Raw genomic sequence first — 4,746 nt, 5'->3', positions numbered from 1 at the left:
GGGCGGGCGCGGCCGCGCCCGCCCCGCGGCGTGTGCTCAGGCGGCCTTGGCCAGGGCGGCGGTCGCCAGCGGGGCCACCCTGGCGAGCAGTTCGGTGCCGGCGGCCAGGTCGCCGCCGCCCGCCGAGACGTCCACCTGGAGCACGAAGTTGCCCCGGGTCATGAACAGCGTGCACTGGTGGCGGGTCGCCTCGCCGATCAGCTTCTCGCAGAAGGTGATCACGTCCGGCCCGTTCGGCACCGGCGGGGGCGTGGGTCGCACGATCACCGACGTGCGTCCGTCGTTCGGCACCTCGTACTTGTCGCAGCTCTTGAGCACGGACCGCAGTTCGTCGGCGAGCTTGCGGCCGGGCACCTTGAGGTAGCCGACCACGTACTGCCGGATCCACACGGTCTCACCGTCCCAGACCCGTTCCCGGTAGGCGGTGCGCCTGCGGTCCGAGGGCAGGCTGTCCCGGCAGAGGGAGATGAGCTTCCACGCCTCGCTGTTCTCCTCGGTGTGCTCCGCCGTCTCCGGGTGGAACTGCGTGTCCAGCTTCAGCATCGCCGCGGTGACCCGGGTGCGTGTCTCCGCGGTGGAGGTCGGGGCCGGGCGCGGGGGCTGTGCCGTCGGTGACGCCGGAGTCGCGGCGGCGGACCAGCGGGGTGTGTCGGCGGCGCGGCTGGGAGCGCAGGCGGCCGGCCCGAGCAGGGCCAGCACCGACAGGAGGACCAGGGGCGTGCGGCGCATCATCGCGGCGGCGCTGTCCTTTCGTACGGGTAGGAGGGGGCCCACCGGGCCCCCTCCTACGTGCGCCGTTCCGCCGCCCCGCGTTACGCGGGGACGTAGTCGAAGGTGTCCGGATTCGGGCCCTGCCGGCCGGCCTCGCCCCGGTCCAGCCCCGTGATCCGCTCCATCGCCGTGTCGTCCAGCTCGAAGTCGAAGATCCGGAGGTTCTCCTCGATCCGCTGCGGAGTGGTCGACTTCGGGAAGACGATGTCGCCGCGCTGCACGTGCCAGCGCAGCACCACCTGGGCCGGGGTCCGGCCGACCTGCTCGGCGACGTCGACGACGGTCGGGTCGTCCAGCACCTTGCCCTGCGCGATCGGCGACCACGCCTCGGTCAGGATGTTGTGCGCCCGGCCGTAGGCGCGCACCTCCTCGTTGCCGAAGTACGGGTGCACCTCGACCTGGTTGACCGCCGGCGCCACCTCCGACTCGGCGGCCAGCCGCTCCAGGTGCGCCACCTGGAAGTTCGACACCCCGATCGAGCGGGCCCGGCCGTCGTGCTGGAACTCCTCCAGGGCCTTCCAGGTGGAGACGAAGTCACCGTCGTACAGGGTGGGCAGCGGCCAGTGGATCAGGAACAGGTCGATGTAATCCATCTTCAGCGCGGCCAACGTCGACTCGAACGCCTTGCGGGCGTCGTCGGGCCGGTGGAAGCCGTTGTTCAGCTTGCTGGTCACGAAGACCTCGTCGCGGTCCAGCCCCGACTCGCGGATCGCGCGGCCCACCTCGGCCTCGTTGCCGTACATCTCGGCGGTGTCGATGTGCCGGTAGCCGACCTCCAGGGCCTTGCGGACCGCCGCGACGGTGTCCTTCGGGTCGATCTGGAACACCCCGAAGCCGAGCTGCGGGATGGTGTTGCCGTCGTTCAGGGAGATGTCGGGGATCGCGTTCGCCATCGTGGCTCCTTCGCCGGTCGTTCACGAGGCCGGGTGCGCGGAAGCGCTTCCACGCCCGGCGGGCCGTTCCCTGGCGTACCCCTGATCGCCGCCCTCCCAACCGGTGATCCCGGCCTCAGGTCGGCTCGTCGAAGAGCACGCGCCAGGGCCGGGGCGCCGGCACGGGCGGCGGCGCCGGGGGCGTGGGCCCGTCGGCCAGCACCTCCGCCGCGAGCTGCCCGAACATCGGCGCGGCGGGATGCGCGCCCCGGCGCGGCCACGCCGCCGAGGTGCGCTTGACCAGTGGCGACCCGGCGATCGGCCGCCAGGCGATCCGGGGCTCCCGGCGGGCCGTCGCCGCCGGCTCGACGGCGACCCCGCCGCCGGCCAGCACCAGCCCGAAGAGGAACTCAGGGTTGCGCGCCGGGCGGACCCGCCCCGGCGCGAACCCGTGCCGGCGGCAGACGTCGAGCAGGTGGTCGTGCCAGCCGGGCGCGGTCGCCCGGGGCGCGGTCACCAGGTCCAGGCCGGCCAGCGCCGCGAGTTCCACCTCCCGCCGGCGGGCCAGCGGCGAGGCCCGCGGCAGCAGCACCCCCAGCGGTACGTCGACGGCGGCGCCGAGGCGCAGCCCGTCGTCGGTGACGGGGTGGTGGAGCAGGCCGACGTCCAGCCGGCCCTCGGCCAGCATCCGCTCCTGCTCGCCGCTGGTCAGCTCGTGCAGGTCCACGTCGAGCCCGGGCGCCCGCTCGGCCAGCCGGTCGAGCAGCTCGCGCAGGGTCACCGCGGGCGTCTCCGGCGGGACTCCCGCCCGGAGCACGCCGGACACCCCCTCGCGTACCTGGCGCATCAGGTTGCGCAGCCGGCCCTCCCCGGCGAGCAGCTCCTCGGCCTCGCCGAGCAGCAGCTGACCGGCGGTGGTCAGGCGCACCTGGCGGCGGGACCGGTCGAACAGCTCGACCGCCAGCTCCCGCTCCAGGCGCTGCACCGACTGGCTCAGCGGCGGCTGGGCCATGCCGAGCAGGTCGGCGGCCCGACCGAAGTGCAGCTCGCGGGCGACCACCACGAAGTGCCGCAGGTGCCGGAGCAGGTCCACGGCCGGACCCTACGCCAGCGCCGCGGCGCGGGCGGCGGCTACCGTGCCACGGTGGTGACGGAGCGGATCGGGCAGATCTTCGCGCGGGTCGGGGTCAGCGGCTGCCTGCACGTCGTCGACCTCGACGCGGTCGACGGCGAGGCGGGCCCGGGGGAGCCCGCCGGCCGGCGGGAGGTGGCGGTGCGGGCCGACGAGCAGGTGGTGATCGCCTCGATCTTCAAGATCCTGCTGGTGCTGGAGTTCGCCCGGCAGGTCGTCGCCGGCCAGCTCGACCCGCAGGAGCGGGTGCTCGTCACCGCCGACGACCGGCTCGGCGGGTGGGGGATCGCGGGCTGCGCCGACGACGCCGAGGTGTCGCTGCGGGACCTGGCGTACTTCGCCATGTCCGTCAGCGACAACACCGCCGCCGACCTGCTGCTGCGCCGGGTCGGGGCGGACGTGCTGCCGATGCTCGCCGCCGAGCTGGGGCTGCCGCGTACCCGGATCGTCGGCGGGCCCCGGCAGCTGGTCGAGATGATGCTCGCCGACGTCGGCGCGCGCACGGAGGCGGACTTCGCCCGGATCTTCCCGACCCTGCCGGCCGACCGGGTCCGCGCGATGCGGATGTTCGACCCGGCGCACACCACGTCGAGCACCGCCCGGGAGATCACCCGGCTGCTCGGCCTGGTCTGGCGGGACGAGGCCGGCCCGCCCGAGGCGTGCGCGATGGTCCGGGGCTGGATGGCCCGGCAGCTCTTCTGGACCCGGCTGGCCTCCGGCTTCCCGCCGGGCGTGCGGGTGGCCGGCAAGACCGGCAGCCTGCCCGGGCTGCACCTGGAGGCCGGCGTGGCCGAGTACCCCGACGGCGGCCGGTACGCCGTCGCCGTCTTCGCCCGCGCGGCGCAGCTCGCCACCCGCCGCATCGACGTCGATCTGGCGATGGGGGAGGCCGCCCACGCCGCCGTCGAGGCGCTGCGCGGCCGCTGATTTCCCGGCCCCGACACCCCGGCTCCGGGCCCGTTGAGCTGGTCCGATATCCCGGCGGATATCGACCGATCCGGCCGTGGATCTTGGACCGGGCCCCGGTCGTGCTGGTTGGCTCGGCACCGACCGATCCGCACCACGACGGGGAGAGTTCCGCATGCCCAACCTCGATCGCCGCCGCTTCCTCCGGGACGCCGCCGCCAGCACGGCGCTGGTCTCCGCCGGCGGCCTCGCCGGCGCCGCCCTGACCACCCCGGCGCAGGCCGCGCCGCCGGCCACCGCGCCGGTCGTCGCCGCCCCGGCCGGACGCCGCCGCGGCCCGGTCAGCTTCCGCTGGTGGGGCACGTCGGCCTGGCGCATCGACATCGGCGACCGGACGGTCCTGGTCGACCCCTTCGTCAGCCGGATCGACACCGGGCTGTTCAGGGGCGCCTTCAACCAGGCCACGAAGCTGGAGGTCCGCACCGACGTGGTGGACGCCCTGGTGGACCGGGCCGAAACCGTGCTCGTCACGCACACCCACTGGGACCACTACATGGACGTCCCGCACATCGCCGGCCGCACCGGCGCCCGGGTCGTCGGCACGCTGACGGCCTACCACCTCGGGCTGGCGTACAAGGTGCCGTCGGGGCAGCTCAGCCCGGTCAAGGGCGGGGAGGTGCTGGACTTCGGGGACTACACCGTGGAGGTCGTCAGCTCGCTGCACAGCCGCAACAAGTCGTACTCGATGGCCTTCCCCGGCGTCCGGGTGAGCCCGCCGGCGAAGCCGGAGACCGTCGCCGACCTGCCCGAGGGCGACACCCTGGCCTACCAGGTGCGGGTGGCAGACGGCCCGTCGGTGTTCTTCATGGGCGCCAGCGACTTCGTCGAGCGGAACCTGACCGGCCTCGCCCCGGACGTGGCCATGGTGGCGCTGCCGAGCAGCACCGCCACGGCCGACTACGCCGAGCGGCTGCTCGACGCGCTGGACCGGCCGAAGGTCGTGGTGCCGGTGCACTTCGACAACTTCGAGACCGAGCTGCGCAACCCGGTGCCCGTCGCGCCGAC

Annotated in this window: 5 protein-coding genes; 2 read left to right on the top strand and 3 right to left on the bottom strand. The window is 74.4% G+C overall.

The annotated features are described in order from the left end of the window. Window positions 1–36: 36 nt before the first annotated feature. The 3 genes from ACSNOB_RS31510 to ACSNOB_RS31500 form a co-directional block, all read right to left on the bottom strand. A complete protein-coding gene (locus tag ACSNOB_RS31510) occupies window positions 37–774 on the bottom strand; it encodes a hypothetical protein (protein ID WP_436691030.1) in 738 nt (245 codons plus the stop codon). A gap of 38 nt (window positions 775–812) precedes the next feature. Continuing rightward, the gene (locus tag ACSNOB_RS31505) at window positions 813–1,664 is read right to left on the bottom strand and encodes an aldo/keto reductase (protein WP_436691028.1); all 852 of its coding nucleotides are present in this window, start codon (window positions 1,662–1,664) and stop codon (window positions 813–815) included. A 115-nt stretch (window positions 1,665–1,779) separates the two neighbouring features. Beyond that, window positions 1,780–2,736 (bottom strand): LysR family transcriptional regulator, encoded by a 957-nt coding sequence (locus ACSNOB_RS31500; protein ID WP_436691026.1) that lies wholly within the window; start codon window positions 2,734–2,736, stop codon window positions 1,780–1,782. Window positions 2,737–2,787: 51 nt separating this feature from the next. On the opposite strand from ACSNOB_RS31500, the gene ACSNOB_RS31495 reads away from it, so the two are divergent. Both ACSNOB_RS31495 and ACSNOB_RS31490 read left to right on the top strand, forming a co-directional pair. Next, on the top strand, window positions 2,788–3,702 hold the full coding sequence (locus tag ACSNOB_RS31495; RefSeq protein WP_436691024.1) for a serine hydrolase: 915 nt from the start codon (window positions 2,788–2,790) through the stop codon (window positions 3,700–3,702). A gap of 154 nt (window positions 3,703–3,856) precedes the next feature. Then, window positions 3,857–4,746 (top strand): MBL fold metallo-hydrolase (locus ACSNOB_RS31490; RefSeq protein ID WP_436691022.1); only part of this gene is annotated, 890 nt, incomplete at its 3' end.

Origin of the sequence: Micromonospora sp. URMC 106 (genome assembly GCF_051386395.1) — a bacterium.
GTDB lineage: Bacteria > Actinomycetota > Actinomycetes > Mycobacteriales > Micromonosporaceae > Micromonospora.
This window is presented reverse-complemented; position numbering and strand designations above follow the sequence as displayed.